This is a genomic window from Pseudomonas sp. FP2254 (assembly GCF_030687695.1).
Taxonomy (GTDB): domain Bacteria; phylum Pseudomonadota; class Gammaproteobacteria; order Pseudomonadales; family Pseudomonadaceae; genus Aquipseudomonas; species Aquipseudomonas quebecensis.
The window spans coordinates 3,871,632-3,890,221 of record NZ_CP117444.1 but is presented as its reverse complement, the minus strand read 5'-3'; the positions used below and the strand labels follow the sequence as shown (position 1 = coordinate 3,890,221).

The 18,590-nt window shown below is 62.3% G+C and carries 20 protein-coding genes; all 20 read left to right on the top strand.

Annotated elements, in window-relative coordinates:
• Window positions 1–68 precede the first annotated feature (68 nt).
• The 20 genes from fliS to fliP all read left to right on the top strand — a co-directional run bounded on the left by fliS (window position 69) and on the right by fliP (window position 18,586).
• Complete coding sequence (gene fliS, locus PSH94_RS17805) at window positions 69–473, top strand: flagellar export chaperone FliS (protein WP_181075865.1); 405 nt, start codon at window positions 69–71, stop codon at window positions 471–473.
• A 25-nt stretch (window positions 474–498) separates the two neighbouring features.
• The gene (fliT, locus tag PSH94_RS17800) at window positions 499–795 is read left to right on the top strand and encodes a flagellar protein FliT (protein WP_181075863.1); all 297 of its coding nucleotides are present in this window, start codon (window positions 499–501) and stop codon (window positions 793–795) included.
• 169 nt (window positions 796–964) lie between these two features.
• Window positions 965–2,440 carry a sigma-54 dependent transcriptional regulator gene (locus tag PSH94_RS17795; RefSeq protein ID WP_181075861.1) on the top strand — a complete coding sequence of 492 codons (1,476 nt, stop codon included), beginning with the start codon at window positions 965–967 and terminating at the stop codon, window positions 2,438–2,440.
• A gap of 110 nt (window positions 2,441–2,550) precedes the next feature.
• On the top strand, window positions 2,551–3,762 hold the full coding sequence (locus PSH94_RS17790; RefSeq protein ID WP_181075858.1) for a PAS domain-containing sensor histidine kinase: 1,212 nt from the start codon (window positions 2,551–2,553) through the stop codon (window positions 3,760–3,762).
• Between the two features lie 6 nt (window positions 3,763–3,768).
• Complete coding sequence (locus tag PSH94_RS17785) at window positions 3,769–5,145, top strand: sigma-54 dependent transcriptional regulator (RefSeq protein WP_266246284.1); 1,377 nt, start codon at window positions 3,769–3,771, stop codon at window positions 5,143–5,145.
• Between the two features lie 128 nt (window positions 5,146–5,273).
• A complete protein-coding gene (fliE, locus tag PSH94_RS17780) occupies window positions 5,274–5,603 on the top strand; it encodes a flagellar hook-basal body complex protein FliE (RefSeq protein WP_181075854.1) in 330 nt (109 codons plus the stop codon).
• A gap of 16 nt (window positions 5,604–5,619) precedes the next feature.
• Window positions 5,620–7,398 carry a flagellar basal-body MS-ring/collar protein FliF gene (fliF, locus tag PSH94_RS17775; RefSeq protein ID WP_181075853.1) on the top strand — a complete coding sequence of 593 codons (1,779 nt, stop codon included), beginning with the start codon at window positions 5,620–5,622 and terminating at the stop codon, window positions 7,396–7,398.
• On the top strand, window positions 7,391–8,407 hold the full coding sequence (gene fliG / locus PSH94_RS17770) for a flagellar motor switch protein FliG (protein ID WP_181075851.1): 1,017 nt from the start codon (window positions 7,391–7,393) through the stop codon (window positions 8,405–8,407). The genes fliF and fliG overlap by 8 nt, the downstream gene beginning before the upstream one ends.
• A 10-nt stretch (window positions 8,408–8,417) precedes the next feature.
• The gene (gene fliH, locus PSH94_RS17765; RefSeq protein WP_181075849.1) at window positions 8,418–9,182 is read left to right on the top strand and encodes a flagellar assembly protein FliH; all 765 of its coding nucleotides are present in this window, start codon (window positions 8,418–8,420) and stop codon (window positions 9,180–9,182) included.
• On the top strand, window positions 9,172–10,530 hold the full coding sequence (gene fliI, locus PSH94_RS17760) for a flagellar protein export ATPase FliI (RefSeq protein ID WP_181075847.1): 1,359 nt from the start codon (window positions 9,172–9,174) through the stop codon (window positions 10,528–10,530). The genes fliH and fliI overlap by 11 nt, the downstream gene beginning before the upstream one ends.
• A gap of 3 nt (window positions 10,531–10,533) precedes the next feature.
• The gene (fliJ, locus tag PSH94_RS17755; protein WP_181075845.1) at window positions 10,534–10,983 is read left to right on the top strand and encodes a flagellar export protein FliJ; all 450 of its coding nucleotides are present in this window, start codon (window positions 10,534–10,536) and stop codon (window positions 10,981–10,983) included.
• A 76-nt stretch (window positions 10,984–11,059) separates the two neighbouring features.
• Window positions 11,060–11,365, top strand: coding sequence for an STAS domain-containing protein (locus PSH94_RS17750; RefSeq protein WP_181075843.1), 306 nt, complete (start codon window positions 11,060–11,062; stop codon window positions 11,363–11,365).
• A complete protein-coding gene (locus tag PSH94_RS17745) occupies window positions 11,362–13,080 on the top strand; it encodes a fused response regulator/phosphatase (RefSeq protein WP_253508753.1) in 1,719 nt (572 codons plus the stop codon). The genes PSH94_RS17750 and PSH94_RS17745 overlap by 4 nt, the downstream gene beginning before the upstream one ends.
• 30 nt (window positions 13,081–13,110) lie before the next feature.
• Complete coding sequence (locus tag PSH94_RS17740; RefSeq protein WP_181075839.1) at window positions 13,111–13,455, top strand: Hpt domain-containing protein; 345 nt, start codon at window positions 13,111–13,113, stop codon at window positions 13,453–13,455.
• 103 nt (window positions 13,456–13,558) lie between these two features.
• Entirely contained in the window at window positions 13,559–14,908 is a 1,350-nt protein-coding gene (locus tag PSH94_RS17735) for a flagellar hook-length control protein FliK (protein WP_305435497.1), read from the top strand.
• A gap of 510 nt (window positions 14,909–15,418) precedes the next feature.
• Window positions 15,419–15,922: a flagellar basal body-associated protein FliL gene (fliL, locus tag PSH94_RS17730; protein WP_181075835.1), complete on the top strand. Its 504-nt coding sequence runs from the start codon at window positions 15,419–15,421 to the stop codon at window positions 15,920–15,922.
• A 9-nt stretch (window positions 15,923–15,931) separates the two neighbouring features.
• The gene (gene fliM / locus PSH94_RS17725) at window positions 15,932–16,900 is read left to right on the top strand and encodes a flagellar motor switch protein FliM (RefSeq protein WP_181075833.1); all 969 of its coding nucleotides are present in this window, start codon (window positions 15,932–15,934) and stop codon (window positions 16,898–16,900) included.
• A 39-nt stretch (window positions 16,901–16,939) separates the two neighbouring features.
• Window positions 16,940–17,407, top strand: a complete 468-nt coding sequence (gene fliN / locus PSH94_RS17720) for a flagellar motor switch protein FliN (RefSeq protein WP_181075831.1) — start codon at window positions 16,940–16,942, stop codon at window positions 17,405–17,407.
• Window position 17,408: 1 nt separating this feature from the next.
• Window positions 17,409–17,843, top strand: a complete 435-nt coding sequence (gene fliO / locus PSH94_RS17715; protein ID WP_181075829.1) for a flagellar biosynthetic protein FliO — start codon at window positions 17,409–17,411, stop codon at window positions 17,841–17,843.
• Window positions 17,843–18,586 carry a flagellar type III secretion system pore protein FliP gene (fliP, locus tag PSH94_RS17710; protein ID WP_253508748.1) on the top strand — a complete coding sequence of 248 codons (744 nt, stop codon included), beginning with the start codon at window positions 17,843–17,845 and terminating at the stop codon, window positions 18,584–18,586. The genes fliO and fliP overlap by 1 nt, the downstream gene beginning before the upstream one ends.
• Window positions 18,587–18,590 lie beyond the last annotated feature (4 nt).

Here is an 18,590-nt window from a genome sequence, read left to right as displayed (position 1 = left end):
TCCTGCAACCCAGTCGACATATTAGTTAGTGAAATCCTTCTCGCTGTTGCTTGTCACGAGGTAGAAACATGAATCCCATGAGAGCCCTTCGCCAATATCAGAAGGTCAATTCCCACGCCCAGATCTCCGAAGCCAGCCCGCATCGCCTGGTACAGATGCTGCTTGAAGGCGGCCTGGACCGTATGGCACAAGCCAAGGGCGCCTTGGCGCGCGGTGATATTGCTCAGAAGGGTCTGATGCTGGGCAAGGCCACCGATATCATTATCGGCCTTCGTGATGGCCTGAATGCGGAAAAAAGCGACAACAAGGAATACGTCCAGCGCCTGGAAGGCCTGTATGTGTACATGAGCAACCGCCTCATGGAAGCCAATCTGCACAACGATGCCGACATGATCGACGAAGTCGCGCAGCTGCTGATTACCGTGAAAGAAGGCTGGGATGCCATCGGGGCGCCGCAGGGCGTCGCACAATAAGACCACGGGTCTTGAGGAACACGTCATGAGCCACGCACTGCAACGCATTGATGAAACCCGCGAAGCCTTGATCGGCGCGCTGGCGGAACGTAACTGGGAAGCCATCGGCGAGCTGGATATGGGCTGTCGCAGCGTGATCGACGAAGTGCTCAATGAGGCCCCGGTGGATGAAAGTGCGCTGCGGGAGAAGCTGGAGAGTCTGCTGGCGGTGTACCAGCAACTGCTGACGGTAACGACGGGCGAGCGCCAGGCGATTTTCGAGGAGATGTCGCAGATCAACCAGGCGAAGAATGCGTCCAAGGTCTACCATCTGTTCGGGTGAACAGACGCAGTTAATCCGACCGGCGCGTCATAAATTTGACCGTGCCAGCTTTTTTCACTTAACTAGTGCTGTTTTCAGAGTTCAGACGTCTATAGAGTAAGAAGTCCTACGGCCGTCTCGATTGTCCCTACACTGGGGCAGGAAGTTTTACTAGGGAAGTTGCTATTGCATGTGGCGTGAAACCAAAATTCTGCTGATTGATGACGATAGCGTCCGCCGCCGCGATTTAGCGGTGATTTTGAATTTTCTCGGCGAAGAAAATCTGCCCTGCGGCAGCCACGACTGGCAGCAGGCGGTCAGCTCGTTGTCGTCGAGCCGTGAAGTCATTTGTGTGCTGATCGGGACCGTAAACGCTCCTGGCGCTATTTTGGGCTTGTTAAAGACACTGTCGACCTGGGATGAGTTCCTTCCCGTGTTGCTGATGGGTGAAAATTCTTCGGCGGACCTGCCGGAAGACCAGCGCCGCCGTGTGCTGTCCACCCTGGAAATGCCGCCCAGCTACAGCAAATTGCTCGACTCCCTGCACCGTGCCCAGGTCTATCGCGAGATGTACGACCAGGCCCGCGAGCGCGGTCGTCACCGCGAACCCAACCTGTTCCGCAGCCTGGTCGGCACCAGCCGTGCCATCCAGCATGTACGCCAGATGATGCAGCAAGTGGCCGACACCGACGCCAGCGTGCTGATCCTCGGCGAATCGGGCACCGGCAAGGAAGTGGTCGCGCGCAACCTGCATTACCACTCCAAGCGCCGCGACGGGCCTTTCGTGCCGGTCAACTGCGGGGCGATCCCGGCAGAGCTGCTGGAGAGCGAACTGTTCGGCCACGAGAAGGGCGCCTTCACCGGGGCGATCACCAGCCGTGCCGGACGGTTCGAACTGGCCAACGGCGGCACTCTGTTCCTCGACGAAATCGGCGACATGCCGCTGCCTATGCAGGTCAAGCTGCTGCGCGTCTTGCAGGAGCGCACGTTCGAGCGCGTCGGCAGCAACAAGACCCAGAGCGTGGACGTGCGCATCATCGCCGCGACCCACAAGAACCTCGAAAGCATGATCGAGATCGGCAGCTTTCGTGAGGACTTGTACTACCGCCTCAATGTATTCCCCATCGAGATGGCCCCGCTGCGTGAGCGCGTGGAAGACATCCCGCTGCTGATGAATGAACTCATCTCGCGGATGGAACATGAAAAGCGTGGCTCGATTCGCTTCAACTCCGCCGCGATCATGTCCCTGTGCCGTCACGGCTGGCCGGGCAACGTGCGAGAACTGGCCAACCTGGTAGAGCGCATGGCGATCATGCATCCCTACGGTGTGATCGGCGTGGTCGAGCTGCCGAAGAAATTCCGCTACGTCGACGACGAAGACGAGCAACTGGTCGACAGCCTGCGCAGTGACATGGAAGAACGGGTCGCCATCAACGGCCACACCCCGGACTTCGGTTCCACCGCCATGCTGCCGCCGGAAGGCCTGGACCTGAAGGACTACCTCGGCAACCTGGAACAAGGCCTGATCCAGCAGGCCCTGGATGACGCCGGTGGCATCGTCGCCCGTGCCGCCGAACGCCTGCGCATCCGTCGCACCACCCTGGTGGAGAAGATGCGCAAGTACGGCATGAGCCGACGGGAAGGAGACGAACAGGCGGATGATTGACGCCTGTTTTTCAACTGACTGAAAACTAAGCCTATTTTTTTAGGCACGGGTATTGCTACAGCCCTCGCAACGTTCCGTTTAACTGACGGTCAGCCAAGCGAGAGAGCATCATGCCCCACGCCGCCCAATTAGCCTCAGCCCCTGCCATCCAGGGGCTTGTTCCATCCGCAGAGCCGCTTGCCCGGCAGGGTCTTGAACAGGCGTTCTCGCAGTTCAGCCAGATGTCCAGCCAACTGAGCGACTCCTACAGCCTGCTTGAAGCGCGCGTTTGCGAGCTCAAAGGCGAGCTGGCGGTAGTCAGTGCCCAGCGCATGCAGGAACTGGCTGAGAAAGAGCGCTTGGCCAACCGTCTGCAAAACCTGCTCGATTTGCTCCCTGGCGGCGTGATCGTGATCGACGATCAGGGCCGCGTACGCGAAGCCAATCCGGCCGCCTGCGACCTGTTGGGCCTGCCGCTGGAAGGCGAGCTGTGGCGTCACGTCATCACCCGTTGCTTCGCCCCGCGTGAGGATGACGGCCATGAAGTGTCCCTCAAGGACGGGCGGCGCCTGTCGATTTCCACCCGTTCCCTGGACGCCGAACCTGGCCAATTGGTGCTGCTCAACGACCTGACTGAAACCCGTCACCTGCAGGACCAGTTGGCACGCCATGAGCGATTGTCGTCCCTGGGGCGCATGGTCGCTTCTTTGGCGCACCAGATCCGCACGCCATTGTCGGCGGCATTGATCTACGCCAGTCATTTGACTGACGAGCAATTGCCGGCCGCCACCCACCAGCGTTTTGCCGGGCGCCTCAAGGAGCGCCTGCATGAGCTGGAGCATCAGGTTCGCGACATGCTGGTGTTTGCTCGCGGAGAATTGCCGCTGACCGACCGCATCACGCCGGCCGAACTGATGCACGCGCTGCAGGCTGCGGCCGCCCCCCACATTCAGGACGCGCAGGTGCGCTGGCAGTGCGACAGCCACCAGGGCGAGCTGCTGTGCAATCGCGACACACTGGTAGGTGCGCTGCTCAACCTGATCGAAAACGCCACCCAGGCCAGCGCGTCCGGCGCGCGGCTCAAGGTGCACCTGTACCGTCGCGAAGACACGCTGCGCCTGTGCATCAGCGACAGCGGCAGCGGCATCGACCCTGAGGTGCTGCGGCGCCTGGGAGAACCCTTTTTTACCACCAAGACCAACGGAACCGGCCTGGGCCTGACCGTGGTCAAGGCTGTGGCACGCGCGCATCAGGGACACTTGCAACTGCGTTCCCGACTGGGGCGCGGCACCTGTGCATTGATGAGCTTGCCGCTGTTTTCAGGCGCGGCCGGCACGGAGTAACGAACGATGGCTATCAAGGTTCTATTGGTCGAAGACGACCGCGCCCTGCGTGAAGCATTGGCTGACACGCTGCTGCTGGCGGGCCATGACTACCGGGCGGTCGGTTCGGCCGAAGAGGCCTTGGAGGCAGTGGCCCGGGAGGCGTTCAGCCTGGTGGTCAGCGACGTCAACATGCCCGGCATGGACGGTCACCAGTTACTGGCCCTGTTGCGCGCCCGTCAGCCGCAACTGCCGGTGCTGTTGATGACTGCCCATGGCGCCGTCGAGCGCGCGGTGGATGCCATGCGCCAGGGCGCGGCGGATTATCTGGTCAAGCCGTTCGAGCCCAAGGCATTGATCGAGCTGGTGGCGCGTCACGCCCTGGGCGTGATCGCAGCGAGCGAAGGCGAGGGGCCGATCGCCATCGAGCCGGCCAGTGCCCAGTTGCTGGAGTTGGCGGCCCGCGTGGCGCGCAGTGATTCCACGGTGTTGATATCCGGCGAGTCGGGCACCGGTAAAGAAGTGCTGGCGCGTTACATCCATCAGCAATCGACCCGCGCCAGTCAGCCGTTTATCGCCATCAACTGCGCGGCGATCCCCGATAACATGCTGGAAGCCACGCTGTTCGGTCACGAAAAAGGTTCGTTCACCGGCGCCATCGCCGCGCAAGCGGGCAAGTTCGAACAGGCCGACGGCGGCACGCTTTTGCTCGATGAAATTTCAGAAATGCCCCTGGGCCTGCAGGCCAAGTTGTTGCGGGTGCTGCAGGAGCGCGAAGTGGAGCGCGTCGGTGCGCGCAAGCCGATCCAGCTGGATATCCGCGTGATTGCCACCACCAACCGCGACCTGGCCGGCGAAGTCGCGGCGGGGCGTTTCCGTGAAGATTTGTTCTACCGCCTGTCGGTATTTCCCCTGGCCTGGCGCCCATTGCGCGAGCGCCCGGCGGACATCGTGCCGCTGGCCGAGCGCCTGCTGCATAACCACGTCAAAAAAATGAAGCACGCCCAGGCGCGGCTGTCGGCCGAGGCGCAGGCGTGCCTGATCGCTTACCCCTGGCCGGGCAATGTGCGAGAGCTGGACAACGCCATCCAGCGCGCCCTGATCCTGCAGCAGGGCGGCTTGATCCAGCCCCAGGATTTCTGCCTGGCCATGGGCAGTGGCGCGGCGCCGCTGCCGACACTGGCCCCCGCACCGTTGGTCGCCGAGGTGGAAACCGTCAGCGCTTTGGGCGATGACCTGCGTCGCCGCGAATTCCAGATGATCATCGATACCCTGCGCGCCGAGCGCGGCCGCCGCAAAGAGGCCGCCGAGCGCCTGGGCATCAGCCCGCGCACGCTGCGCTACAAGCTGGCGCAGATGCGCGACGCTGGCATGGATGTGGAAGCGTATCTTTTCGCCACGTGAAATTTCCTAAGGCGTACAGGGTTTGTCGCCTTTTCTTACGAGTCGCCACGGATCTGGCACCCTTGTTGCTACCTCCCCTAGTAACTGCTGCGTAGTGTCAAATTTTTGCGGGTCGGAGAGAGAAGGTCATGAGCCAGGGTATTGAGTTCAATCGGTTGATGTTGGATATGCGCTCCATGCAGATGGATGCCATGGCTCAACCGAAATCCGTCGCGCCAGCGCCGCAACTGGGCCAAAGCAGCTTTGCCGACATGCTCGGCCAGGCCATCAACAAAGTCAGCGACACCCAGCAAGCCTCTAACCAGTTGGCCAGCGCGTTCGAAATCGGCAAGAGCGGCGTGGACCTCACCGACGTGATGATCGCGTCGCAAAAGGCCAGCGTTTCGTTCCAGGCTCTGACCCAGGTGCGTAATAAGCTGGTGCAGGCCTATCAAGACATCATGCAGATGCCGGTTTAAGGGCGAGATTTAAGTCATGGCAGAAGCAGTCGTGGACAACGTACCCGCCAAGACAGACGGCAAGCCGCCGCTGTTTGGCCTGTCGTTCCTGGAAAACCTCTCGGAAATGACCATGTTGCGTCAGGTCGGCCTGTTGGTCGGTCTGGCCGCCAGCGTGGCGATTGGTTTCGCTGTGGTGTTGTGGTCGCAGCAGCCCGATTACCGGCCGCTGTACGGCAGCCTGGCGGGCATGGATTCCAAGCAGATCATGGAAACCCTGGCCGCGGCCGACATCGCCTACACCGTAGAGCCCAACTCCGGCGCGCTGCTGGTCAAGGCCGACGACGTCGCCCGTGCGCGCATGAAGCTGGCCGCTGCGGGTGTCACGCCGTCCGACAGCAACATCGGTTTCGAGATCCTCGACAAGGACCAGGGCCTGGGTACCAGCCAGTTTATGGAAGCCACACGTTATCGTCGTGGCCTGGAAGGCGAACTGGCACGCACCATCTCCAGCCTGAATAACGTCAAGGGTGCCCGTGTGCACCTGGCCATTCCGAAAAGCTCGGTGTTTGTGCGCGATGAGCGCAAGCCCAGCGCGTCGGTGCTGGTGGAGCTGTTTTCCGGCCGCTCCCTGGAGCCGGGCCAGGTCATGGCGATCATCAATCTGGTGGCCACCAGTGTTCCCGAACTGAGCAAATCGCAGATCACCGTGGTGGACCAGAAGGGCAACCTGCTGTCCGACCAGGCCGAGAACTCGGCGCTGACCCAGGCCGGCAAGCAGTTCGACTACAGCCGCCGCGTGGAAAGCATGCTGACCCAGCGCGTGCATAACATTCTGCAACCGGTGTTGGGCAACGACCGTTATAAAGCCGAAGTTTCCGCCGACGTGGACTTCAGCGCCGTCGAGTCGACCTCCGAGCAGTTCAACCCGGACCAGCCGGCCCTGCGCAGCGAGCAGTCCACCAGCGAACAACGCACCGCCAGCAATGGCCCGCAAGGCGTACCGGGCGCCCTGAGCAACCAACCGCCTTCGCCGGCTTCGGCTCCGCAGACCACCGGTGGCGCCGCCGCCACTGCCGGCGCGATCCAGCCTGGCCAACCGCTGCTGGACGCCAACGGCCAACAGATCATGGACCCGGCGACCGGCCAGCCGATGCTCGCGCCGTACCCGGCGGACAAGCGTAACCAGTCCACCAAAAACTTTGAGCTGGACCGTTCCATCAGCCACACCAAGCAGCAACAGGGCCGTGTCAATCGCCTGTCGGTGTCGGTGGTGGTCGATGACCAAGTCAAGGTCAATGCGGCCGACGGTGCGGTCACCCGTGCCCCGTGGAGCGCCGACGAATTGGCGCGCTTCACCCGTCTGGTGCAGGACGCCGTCGGTTTCGACGCCAGCCGTGGCGACAGCGTCAGCGTGATCAACATGCCATTCTCCGCCGAGCGTGGCGAAGTGATTGCCGAGCCTGCGTTCTACTCGCAGCCCTGGTTCTGGGACATCGTCAAGCAAGTGCTGGGCGTGTTGTTCATCCTGGTGCTGGTGTTCGGCGTACTGCGTCCGGTGCTGAACAACATCACCGGCAACGGCAAGAAACAACTGGCCCTGGCCGGCGGCAGCGATGTCGAATTGGGTGGCATGGGCGGCCTGGACGGCGAGCTGGCCAACGACCGCGTCAGCCTCGGCGGCCCGCAAAGCATCCTGTTGCCGAGCCCGAGCGAAGGCTATGACGCTCAGTTGAACGCAATCAAGAGTCTGGTAGCAGAAGACCCGGGCCGTGTGGCCCAGGTCGTGAAAGAGTGGATTAACGCAGATGAGTGATCGAGCCGCTGTTGCCAAGCTCTCCCGGGTCGACAAAGCCGCAGTCCTGCTGCTGTCGCTGGGGGAAACCGACGCCGCCCAAGTGCTGCGGCACATGGGCCCCAAAGAGGTTCAACGGGTGGGCGTGGCCATGGCGCAAATGCGCAATGTGCACCGCGAGCAAGTCGAACAGGTGATGAGCGAGTTCGTCGAGATCGTCGGCGACCAGACCAGCCTGGGCGTCGGCTCCGACAGCTACATTCGCAAAATGCTCACCTCGGCCCTGGGCGAAGACAAGGCCAACGGCCTGATCGATCGCATCCTGCTGGGCGGCAACACCAGCGGCCTGGACAGCCTCAAGTGGATGGAGCCGCGCGCCGTGGCCGATGTGATCCGCTATGAGCACCCGCAGATCCAGGCCATCGTGGTGGCTTACCTCGACCCCGACCAGGCCGGTGAGGTGCTGGGCCACTTCGACCATAAAGTGCGCCTGGACATCATCCTGCGGGTGTCTTCGCTTAATACCGTGCAGCCGGCGGCGTTGAAAGAATTGAACACCATCCTGGAGAAGCAGTTCTCGGGCAATTCCAATGCTTCGCGCACCACCCTGGGTGGCATCAAGCGCGCGGCGGATATCATGAACTTCCTCGACAGCTCGGTCGAAGGCCAGTTGATGGACTCGATCCGCGAGATCGACGACACCCTGTCCGGCCAGATCGAAGACCTTATGTTCGTGTTCAACAACCTCTCCGATGTCGACGACCGTGGCATCCAGGCGTTGCTGCGCGAAGTGTCCTCCGACGTGCTGGTGTTGGCACTCAAGGGTTCCGACGACGGGGTCAAGGAAAAGATCTTCAAGAACATGTCCAAGCGTGCCTCCGAACTGTTGCGCGACGACCTGGAAGCCAAGGGGCCGGTGCGCGTCAGCGACGTGGAAACCGCGCAAAAAGAAATCCTCACCATTGCCCGCCGTATGGCCGAAGCCGGAGAAATCGTTCTCGGTGGGAAGGGCGGCGAAGAAATGATCTAAGGCGTTGTCCATGTCGAACAAAGATGAGGCTCCCAGCGATCTGATTCGCGCGCGGGATGTCGGCGGGTTCGACATCTGGTCGTTGCCCAGCTTCGATCCGCACGTGCCTGAGCCCGAGCCGGAACCGGTGGAAGAACTTCCGGTGGAAATGGAAGAAGTGCCGCTGGAAGAAGTCCAGCCACTGACCCTGGAAGAGTTGGAAAGCATCCGCCAGGAAGCCTACAACGAGGGCTTTGCCGCCGGTGAAAAAGACGGTTTTCGCAGCACCACCCTCAAGGTGCGCCAGGAGGCCGACGCGGCGCTCGCGGTCAAGCTGGCCAGCCTGGAACGCTTGATGGGCAGCCTGTTCGACCCGATCGCCGAGCAGGACACACAGCTCGAAAAGGCCATGGTGCGCCTGGTGGAACACATCGCTCGCCAGGTGATCCAGCGTGAGCTGGCGCTGGACTCCAGCCAGATCGAAAGCGTGATGCGCGAGGCCCTCAAGCTGCTGCCCCTGGGCGTCGGCAATGTGCGGTTGTACATCAACCCGCAGGATTTCGAACAGGTCAAAGCCCTGCGCGAGCGCCATGAGGAAACCTGGCGCATCGTCGAGGACGCTGCGCTGCAGCCCGGCGGTTGCCGCGTCGAGACCGAGCACAGCCGTATCGATGCCACGGTGGAAACCCGTATCAGCCAGATCATGGCCAAGTTGCTCGATCAGCAGCACGAACAGGTCCTGAATCCTGCCGAACCTGACCTGAGCATCGACCTGGACACCCCAGATGCGCCTTGATCGCACCAGCTTCGCCAAGCGCTTGAGCGCTTACACCGAAGCCACCGAGTTGCCCGGCCAGCCGATCCTTGAAGGTCGCCTGCTGCGCATGGTCGGCCTGACCCTCGAAGCCGAGGGCTTGCGCGCCGCCATGGGCAGCCGTTGCATGGTCATCAATGACGACAGCTATCATCCGGTACAGGTCGAGGCCGAGGTGATGGGCTTTTCCGGCAGCAAGATTTTCCTGATGCCCGTGGGCAGCCTGGCGGGCATCGCCCCCGGCGCCCGCGTGGTGCCGCTGGCCGATACCGGTCGCCTGCCGATGGGCATGGGCATGCTCGGTCGCGTGCTCGACGGCGCCGGCCGCGCCCTGGACGGCAAGGGCGGGATGAAGGCCGAAGACTGGGTGCCGATGGACGGCCCCACCATCAATCCCCTCAACCGCAACCCCATCAGCGTGCCGCTGGACGTGGGGATTCGCAGCATCAACGGTTTATTGACGGTCGGCCGCGGCCAGCGTCTGGGCCTGTTCGCCGGTACCGGCGTGGGTAAGTCGGTGCTGCTGGGCATGATGACGCGCTTTACCGAGGCCGACATTATCGTGGTCGGGCTGATCGGCGAACGTGGTCGCGAAGTGAAGGAGTTCATTGAACACAGCCTGGGTGAAGAGGGCCTCAAGCGCTCGGTAGTGGTCGCGTCGCCCGCCGACGATGCGCCGCTGATGCGCCTGCGCGCCGCCATGTATTGCACGCGCATCGCCGAATATTTTCGCGACAAGGGCAAGAACGTGCTGTTGCTGATGGACTCACTCACGCGTTTCGCCCAGGCCCAGCGGGAAATCGCCCTGGCCATCGGCGAGCCGCCCGCGACCAAGGGCTATCCGCCGTCGGTATTCGCCAAGCTGCCCAAGTTGGTGGAGCGGGCCGGTAATGCCGAGGCCGGCGGAGGATCGATCACTGCGTTCTATACCGTGCTGTCCGAAGGTGACGACCAGCAGGACCCGATTGCCGACTCGGCGCGTGGCGTGCTCGATGGGCACATTGTGCTGTCCCGGCGCCTGGCGGAGGAGGGGCATTACCCGGCCATCGACATCGAAGCGTCCATCAGCCGGGTGATGCCGGCGGTGGTCACGCCCGAGCACATGGTTCGCGCGCAGCAGTTCAAACAGTTGTGGTCGCGCTATCAACAGAGCCGCGATCTGATCAGTGTCGGTGCCTACGTGGCCGGCGGCGATCGCGACACCGACCTGGCCATCGCCCTGCAGCCGCAGTTGGTGACCTACCTGCGCCAGGGCCTGAACGACAAGATCAGCATGGGCGAAAGCGAAGCGCACCTGCAGTCGATCTTCGCCCCGGCGCCAGGCGGCTAAGCCATGGCCAGCAGCCGCGCGTCACGCCTGGCCCCGGTGGTGGAAATGGCCGAGAAGGCCGAAAAAACCGCCGTGCAGCGCCTGGGGTATTTCCAGGGCCAAGTGCGCCTGGCGGAAAGCAAGTTGGGCGACCTCGAACGTTTTCGCGGCGAGTACCAGCAGCAATGGATCGAGCGTGGCACCAAAGGCGTGTCGGGCCAGTGGCTGATGGGTTATCAGGGTTTTCTCAACCAATTGGAAACAGCAGTCGGCCAGCAGCGCCAGAGCCTGGCCTGGCATCAGAACAACCTGGAAAAAGCCCGCGAGAGCTGGCAACAGGCATTCGCCCGCGTCGAAGGCCTGCGCAAGCTGGTGCAGCGTTACATTGACGAAGCACGCGCGATCGAAGACAAGCGCGAACAGAAACTGCTCGATGAACTGTCGCAGCGTCTGCCGCGTCCGGAGCAGTTCTAAATCAGGGTGCGCTGTTGCTCACATCCCGTTCACCTGCTAAACCTTGTGTGTAGTCCCACGACAAGGAAGCAGTCGCATGGCAGTCGAGTCAGAAGTATCCCCGGACGGGAAGAAGTTGACGATCGTGATCAAAGGCCGGTTCGATTTCGGCCAGCATCAGAAGTTTCGTGATTCCTACGAGCGTTTCTACAAGGTCCCGCAGGCCTATATCGTGGACCTCAAGGAAACCACTTACATGGACAGCTCGGCGCTGGGGATGCTCCTGCTGCTGCGCGACCACGCCGGTGGCGACGAATCGCAGGTTACTGTGATCAACAGCAACCCTGACGTGCGCAAGATCCTCGCTATCGCCAACTTCGATCGGCTGTTTGACATCAATTGAGCGCTCTGGCCCCCGCCCATGAGGCGCTCACGATCCTGATCGCCGACGACAGCCCGGCCGACCTGCTGTTGCTGTCGACCATTGTGCGACGCCAGGGCCATCAGGTGCTCACCGCTGCCGATGGTCGCGAAGCCGTCGAAGTGTTTACCCGTGAGCGCCCGCAACTGGTGCTGATGGATGCACTGATGCCGGTGATGGATGGCTTCGCCGCTGCGCGCTGGATCAAGCAGCTGTCGGGGGAAGCCCTGGTGCCGATCATCTTCCTCACCTCCCTGAGCGACAGCGCCGACCTGGCCGAGTGTCTGGACGCGGGTGGCGATGACTTCCTGCCCAAGCCCTACAACCCGCTGATCCTGGGCGCAAAAATCAACGCCATGGACCGCCTGCGTCGGTTGCAGGCCACGGTGCTGCAGCAGCGCGACCTGATCGCCAAGCACAATGACCACCTGTTGCACGAGCAGCGGGTGGCCAAGGCGGTGTTCGACAAGGTCGCCCACTCCGGCTGTATCAACGCCGCGCCGAATATCCGCTACCTGCAGTCGCCTTACGCGCTGTTCAATGGCGATCTGTTATTGGCGGCCTACACGCCGTCGGGCGATATGCATGTGCTGCTGGGGGATTTCACCGGCCACGGCTTGCCGGCGGCGGTGGGGGCCATGCCCCTGGCGGACGTGTTCTACGGCATGACCGCCAAGGGCTATGGCCTGGCGCAGATCCTGCGCGAGATGAACGCCAAGCTCAAACGCATCCTGCCGGTGGACATGTTCTGTTGCGCCACTTTGTTGTGCCTGAGCACCGATCGCCATGTGGTGGAGGTATGGAACGGCGGCATGCCCGAGGGCTATGTGCATCAGGTCGCCACAGGCAAACGCACATCGCTGGCATCGCGGCACTTGCCGTTGGGTGTGCTGTCGGCCGAGCTGTTCAATGACTGCACTGAAGTCTGGCCCATGGCGTTGGGGGATCGTGTGTTTCTGTTGTCCGACGGCGTGCTGGAGACCGCCGACGCGAATAACCAGTTGTTCGGGGTCGAGCGCTTGCAGCAGGTGTTCGCTGCCAACCGCGAGCCTGATCGCTTGTTCGAAGATGTCGAGCAGGCCCTGGCGGCATTTCGCGGGGAGGCGCGCGATGACGTGAGCATGGTGGAGATCACCTTGCAGTCCGGCCCGGCGTTGCGTGCGAGTGGGCCGCTGTATGCCGACAGCGGCCAGTCGTGCCCGCTGGACTGGTCGGTGAATTTCGAGTTCCGCGCCGAGACCCTCAAGCGCTACAACCCGCTGCCCTACCTGTTGCAATTGCTGCTGGAGATCCATGGCCTGCGCGCGCAGAGCGGCGCACTCTACAGCGTGATGGCCGAGTTGTACTCCAACGCGCTGGAACATGGCGTGCTGGGCCTGGACTCACGGCTCAAACGCGATGCCCAGGGGTTTGCCGAGTACTATCGCCGGCGCAACGAACGATTGGCCGAGTTGAACAGCGGTTACGTGCGAGTGCAGGTACAAGTGGTGCCTACCGACGCCGGCGGCACGATGACCCTGCGCATCGAGGACAGCGGGCCGGGATTTGATGTGGACAAGGTGTTGGCGCAGCCCTTGGATATCGACCGTCTGTCCGGTCGCGGCTTGAGCCTGGTACGTCGGCTCAGTCATGACGTGCGTTGGTCCGACGGCGGGCGGTGTGTGTGCGTGGAGTTTTCGTGGGAGGCTCTGGCATAATCCGCCGATTCTTGATCAAGGAGCGAGCAAGTGGTTGATGTTCATCTGGACCCGGTAGTGTTGTCGGGTTTGCAGGAAGTCATGGAAAGCGAGTACCCCAAGTTGCTCGATACTTTTCTTGACGATTCGCAAAAACGCATCGAAGCATTGCGCCAGTCTCGGGGCGACGCGAAGGCGCTGGGGCGTATTGCCCATAGTTTCAAAGGCAGCAGCGGCAACCTCGGAGCGGTGCGCTTGGCGCACTTGTGTCAGCGCTTGGAGGCCGAATCCGCCGAGGCGGCCGGCGATCTGGAGGCACTGGTGGATCAGATCGATCTTGAGTTTGCGTTGGTCAAGCCGCTGTACGAGTCGGAGCGTCAGCGCTTCCAGATGTGACGGTGGCAACCAACCCTCGCCCAGCCGAAACCAAACCTGGCCCGACTCTTGCTCTATCTCCTCATACTGCATCCCCGATCCCCATGCAGTGGAGACCTTTACCATGCCAGTCGCCCCGAATTCGCTTCTTCAGGCTGCCCCCGCGGCCAAGCCTCAAGCGCCCTCCGCCAATCTACCGGCGGTGGCTGCGGAGCCACGGGACAAGGGCCCTGGCTTCGCTCAAGTGTTCGCCAGCCAGGGTTCAAAGCCTGCGTCCAAAGGCGACGACAACTCCACCAGACCCAGCCGCGACAAGCCCGTCGATGGCAGCGCCAAGCCGGCTGCCGGGAGTGACAAGCCTGCCGCCAAGGCACCGGCGGTTGCCGATAGCGGCAATCCTTTGCCTGCCGGCCCGCCTGCGGCCAAGGCGGACGACAGCGTCGGTTCGGACGATGATGCCCCGGTTGATCCGGCCCTGGTGCAGCAGCTCCCGGCCGACCCGGTGGTCGACCCGGCGCTGATCGCGGCCGTCACCCCGGTCGCCGTGCCGGTGCCGGTGGAAGCCCCGACACCAGTCGCCGACACGCCGGATGATCACGCCCAGCCGTTGGTTGCCGCGCCGCCGGTGCCGGTGGCCGCGAGCGAAGAGGCCAATCCCGCGTTCGACCCTGCGGCCGACCCGCTGGATGCAATGCCGGCCGTGCGCCTGGCCATGGAGCAGGGCGGTCATGTGTCGGCCAGCAGCCAGGCGCCAGCCAAAAATGCGTCGACGCCGACCCTGGACCAACCGACCGCCGCGCAGAATTTCGCTGCCGGCCTGGCCACCCTGGTCGACCAGCAGGCTACCAAGGACAGCACCGACCAAGGGGGCGACAAGGCCTTTGGCGGTTTGATCGACGACGGCCTCAAGGACCTCAAGAGCGCCGGCAGCGACACGCGTGTCGATGACTTCGCCAACCGCCTGGCCGCCCTGACCCAGGCCGCCACGCCGAAAACCGCCAACGCTTTGCCGCCCGTCGCGAATGCGCCGCTGGCCATGCACCAGAGCGGCTGGACCGATGAGATCGTCAACCGCGTGATGTACCTGTCGAGCGCCAACCTCAAGTCGGCGGAAATCCAGTTGCAGCCGGCCGAACTCGGGCGCCTGGATATCAAGGTCAACATGACCGCCGACCAGCAGGCCCAGGTCAACTTCATGAGTGCCCACCCGGTGGTGCGTGAAGCGTTGGAAAGCCAGTCCGGCCGCCTGCGTGAAATGTTCGCCCAGCAAGGCATGGGGCAGGTGGATGTGAACGTGTCCGACCAATCCCGTGGTCAGGAACAGCAGCAACAACAGGCGCAGACGGGGGGCGTTAGCCGCAGCGGGCGGGGCGGCGACAGCGGTGACAACGGCAGCCACATTGATGTGGCCGAAGCAGTGGCGCCCGTGACTTCAACGGTGATCGGCTCCAGCGCCGTCGATTACTACGCCTGATGTAGGTATGGCATAGGACAAAATGGGGGAGGGGGCTTGCTGTGGTGAGCTGGCTTTGATGTGGTGAGCGGGCTTGCCCCGCGCTGGGCTGCGAAGCGGCCCTATTCCAGGCGATGTGGTTTCAGCTGACACTCCGAGGTGCCTGGGTTTGGGGCCGCTTCGCAGCCCGGCGCGGGGCAAGCCCGCTCACTACAGAGTTATGTGTCAGCCTTTAAGGTCTGTGTAGATACCCATGCTCATCGGGGGCAAGCCCCCTCCCACTCGAATCGCATTCCAACTTAATTACCCACTGACGAAACCAGATCACAATGTGGGAGGGGGCTTGCCCCCGATGAGGATGTGTCAGTTCATACATCGGTTGGCTGATACACCGCTATTGGGGGGCAAGCCCCCTCCCACACTTGATTTGTGGTGTTCCTTTGTCTGTGTTCAGCCAGACAACTCTGGCATAACACTTGCTCTTGCCTTCCCGTAGATCTATGAATCCCCGAATAGTGACGGATTATTGGCATGGCGAAGAGCGAAGACGCAGCAGCAAAACCACCCGCGGGCAAAGGTAAGCTCAAGCTTATTCTGTTGATAGTCGTGGGCCTGCTCCTGGCCATTGGCGCGTCGGTGGGCGGCACCTGGTACATCATGCACAGCAGTGCCAGCAAACCGGCTCCCGCCGCCGAAACCGCTACCAACGTCAAGCAACCGGCAATCTTCGAGCCGATGCTTCCGGCGTTTGTCGCCAACTTCAATCAGAACGGCCGTCAGCGTTACCTGCAGGTGAGCATCACCTTGCTGGCGCGCAACCAATCGGACCTGGATGCCCTCAAGGTGCACATGCCGGTGATCCGCAATAACCTGGTGATGCTGTTCTCCAGCCAGAGCTTCGACACCCTGGCCACCCCGGTCGGCCAGGAAATGCTGCGCCAGAAGGTCACCGCCAGCGTGCAGGAAGTGGCCCAGAAAGAGCTCGGCAAAGTAGTGGTCGAACAGGCGCTCTTCACTAACTTCGTATTGCAGTAGGATCACGACATGGCCGTGCAGGACCTGCTGTCCCAGGATGAAATCGATGCGCTGTTGCATGGCGTCGACGATGGTCTGGTACAGACCGAAATGGCTGCCGAGCCCGGCAGCGTCAAAAGTTATGACTTGACCAGTCAGGATCGCATCGTCCGTGGACGCATGCCGACCCTGGAAATGATCAACGAACGTTTCGCCCGCTATACGCGCATCAGCATGTTCAACATGCTGCGCCGTTCGGCGGACGTGGCGGTGGGTGGCGTGCAGGTGATGAAGTTCGGCGAGTACGTGCATTCGCTGTACGTGCCCACCAGCCTCAACCTGGTCAAGATCAAGCCCCTGCGCGGCACCGCGCTGTTCATCCTCGACGCCAAACTGGTGTTCAAGCTGGTGGACAACTTCTTCGGCGGCGACGGCCGTCACGCCAAGATCGAAGGCCGTGAATTCACCCCCACCGAGCTGCGGGTGGTGCGCATGGTGCTGGAGCAGGCCTTCATCGACTTGAAGGAAGCCTGGCAAGCAATCATGGAAGTCAATTTCGAGTACATCAACTCGGAAGTGAACCCGGCCATGGCCAACATCGTCGGGCCCAGCGAAGCCATCGTGGTCTCCACCTTCCATATCGAACTCGACGGCGGTGGCGGCGACCTGCACGTGACCATGCCGTACTCGATGATCGAGCCGGTGCGCGAGATGCTCGACGCCGGCTTCCAGTCCGACCTGGACGACCAGGATGAGCGCTGGGTCAAGGCCCTGCGCGAAGACCTGCTGGACGTCGACGTGCCGCTCAGCGCCACCGTGGCGCGCCGCCAGCTGCGTCTGCGCGACATCCTGCATATGCAGCCTGGGGACATCATCCCGGTGGAGTTGCCGGAACAAATGATCATGCGCGCCAATGGCGTGCCGTCGTTCAAGGTCAAGCTCGGTTCCCACAAGGGCAACCTGGCATTGCAAGTGGTTGAGCCGATCACCCGCCGCTGACCCCTAATTTATAAATGTTTGCTTCGCCGAGGACATGTAATGGCTACCGAACACGAAAACACTTCCGCCGAAGACCAGGCCCTGGCTGATGAATGGGCGGCTGCCCTGGAAGAAACCGGCGATGTCGGCCAGGACGATATCGATGCCCTGCTGGCCGCTGATGCCGCCACCGCGCCAGCCGGCAACCGCCTGCAGATGGAAGAATTCGGCAGCGTGCCGAAGAACAACGACCCGGTGACCCTCGACGGTCCGAACCTGGACGTTATCCTGGATATTCCGGTGTCGATTTCCATGGAAGTGGGCAGCACCGAAATCAACATCCGCAACCTGCTGCAACTCAACCAGGGCTCGGTGATCGAGCTGGATCGCCTGGCCGGCGAGCCGTTGGACGTGCTGGTCAACGGCACGCTGATCGCCCACGGCGAAGTGGTAGTGGTCAACGAAAAGTTCGGTATCCGTCTGACCGACGTGATCAGCCCGAGCGAACGCATCAAGAAGCTGCGCTGATATGAACCGGCTCACGGTGGGACTGTTAATCGCGCTGCCCCTGCCGGCCTGGGCGGCCGAGCCAGTGGCTCAGGCCGCTGCCGCGCCGGTGGTGGGCAGCGTGGGCGGGCAACTGACCCAGTTGGTGCTGGGCCTGTTGCTGGTGGTGGGTTTGATCTTTGTGCTGGCCTGGCTGATGCGCCGCGTGCAGCGCGTGGGGCCGGGCAACGGCCAGGTCATCGAGATGATTGGTGCCCGCGCCCTCGGCCCGCGTGATCGCCTGGTGCTGGTGCAAGTGGGCGAGGAGCAGATTCTGCTGGGTATCACACCCGGCCGCATCACCCCATTGCACGTGCTCAAGACCCCTGTGAATGTCGACAAGACCCAGTCCGCCACGCCGGAATTTGCCCAGCGCCTGATGGAGTTGCTGGGCAAGGACCAGAAGGATAATAAGTAATGCGCGTTTTATTGACGCTCATGCTGTGGCTTGCGGCGCCGCTGGCGTTCGCCGCCGACCCGCTGTCGATCCCGGCTATTACGCTGGGCACTAACGCGGCCGGCGCGCAGGAGTATTCGGTCAGCCTGCAGATCCTGCTGATCATGACCGCGCTGAGCTTTATCCCGGCGTTTGTCATGCTGATGACCAGCTTCACGCGGATCATCATCGTCTTCTCGATCCTGCGGCAAGCGTTGGGCCTGCAGCAGACGCCTTCGAACCAGATCCTCACCGGCATGGCGCTGTTCTTGACGCTGTTCATCATGGCGCCGGTGTTCGACAAGGTGAACACGCAAGCCCTGCAACCTTACCTGGCGGAGAAAATCACCGCCCAGGACGCCATCGACAAGGCGCAGGGCCCGATCAAGGATTTCATGCTGTCGCAGACCCGCTCCAGCGACCTTGAGCTGTTCATGCGCCTGTCCAAGCGTACCGACATCGCCAGCCCCGACCAGGCGCCGCTGACCATTCTGGTGCCGGCGTTCGTCACCTCCGAATTGAAAACCGCGTTCCAGATCGGCTTCATGATCTTTATCCCGTTCCTGATCATCGACCTGGTGGTGGCGAGCGTGCTGATGGCCATGGGGATGATGATGCTGTCACCGCTGATCATCTCGTTGCCGTTCAAGATCATGCTGTTTGTACTGGTGGATGGCTGGGCGTTGATTATCGGCACCTTGGCCAGCAGTTTCGGAGGGGTATAGCGCT